This window comes from Isoptericola sp. NPDC056134, from assembly GCF_042264825.1.
GTDB classification, from domain to species: Bacteria; Actinomycetota; Actinomycetes; order Actinomycetales; family Cellulomonadaceae; genus Isoptericola; species Isoptericola nanjingensis.
This window is the reverse complement of sequence record NZ_JBHJVM010000084.1, coordinates 1-1,220: the sequence shown is the minus strand read 5'-3', so window position 1 is coordinate 1,220 and position 1,220 is coordinate 1. Positions and strand designations below refer to the sequence as shown.

Sequence of the window (1,220 nt, the reverse complement as noted above, 5' to 3'; positions counted from 1 at the left end):
GAGCTCTTCTACTCGATCGCCGCCGCGGTGGTCGGCGGGGTGAGCCTGTTCGGCGGGGTCGGCTCGATCGGCGGCGCCCTGCTCGGCGCGGTGCTCATCGCGACCGTCTCGAACGGCATGAACGTCGTCGGCGTCGACAGCTTCTGGCAGCCCCTCGTCATCGGCGTGATCATCCTCGCCGGCGTCAGCCTCGACACCTACCGCCGCTCGCTCTCGACCACCGGGGGGAGAGGCCGCCTCTTCCTCCAGCTCCTGCAACCACGTCGCGCCTCGCGCGCCACGTCCTGACCCCCACCGCTCGAAGGAGAGTACTCATGCGACGCAAGATCATCGTCTCGGCCCTCGCCGTGACCGCCCTCGCCCTCGCGGGCGCCTGCTCCGCCGTCGACACCGGCACCGGCGACACGAGCGGGAGCGGCTCGACCGACCAGGCCGAGACCACGCTGCCCGCGTCGTGCGACGGGGAGAACCCGTACGTCGCGGTCAGCCTCCCGAACCTCACCAACCCGTACTACGTGGCGATGAAGCAGGGCTTCGAGGACGGCGGCACCGCCAACGGGTTCGACGTCGAGGTCCAGGTCGCGAACGACGACGACGCCCAGCAGCTCGCCCAGGTCGAGGCCATGCTGCAGAAGGACCCGTGCGCGCTCGCCCTGAACCCCGTGAAGTCGGAGCCCGCCGCCGGGATCGTCAAGGCGGCGAACGACGCCGGTGTGCCGGTCTTCACCGTGAACGTCATCGTCGACGAGGACGCGCTCGCCGCCCAGGGGGCGACGATCGTCCAGTACCTCGGCGCGGACAACGAGGCGGGCGGCCGCGCGATGGGCGAGAAGGTCCTCGAGGACCTCGGCGCCGACGCCGTGCTGAGCATCGGCTTCATCACCGAACCCGACGAGCGCCCGGTCGTCATCCGTGACGAGGGCTTCACCGACGCGGTGTCGGCCAACCCGAACGCGGAGGTCGTCGCCAAGGTCGACGGCAACGTCAAGCCCGACGACTCGCTGCGCGTCACCGGCGAGATGCTTCAGGGCAACCAGGACATCAACGTCATCTGGGCCTCGACCGGCCCCGCTGTCTACGGCGCGCTCCAGGCCCTGGGCAACCGCACCGACGTCGCGCTCTACGGGTTCTGCGCGTCGGAGGAGCCGCTCACCGAGGTGTACCGCGGCTGCGTCGCGCAGGAGCCGGAGAGCTACGGCACCCAGGTGACCGAGCAGATC

1 protein-coding gene and 1 pseudogene are annotated in these 1,220 nt (G+C 70.6%); both read left to right on the top strand.

Translation table 11 applies throughout. The annotated features are described in order from the left end of the window. Positions 1 to 288, top strand: a pseudogene (locus tag ACFCZN_RS21440) (hypothetical protein); the annotation flags it as partial. A gap of 26 nt (positions 289 to 314) precedes the next feature. Then, positions 315 to 1,220: substrate-binding domain-containing protein (locus tag ACFCZN_RS21435; RefSeq protein WP_430558111.1), on the top strand; the 906-nt coding region annotated here is incomplete at its 3' end.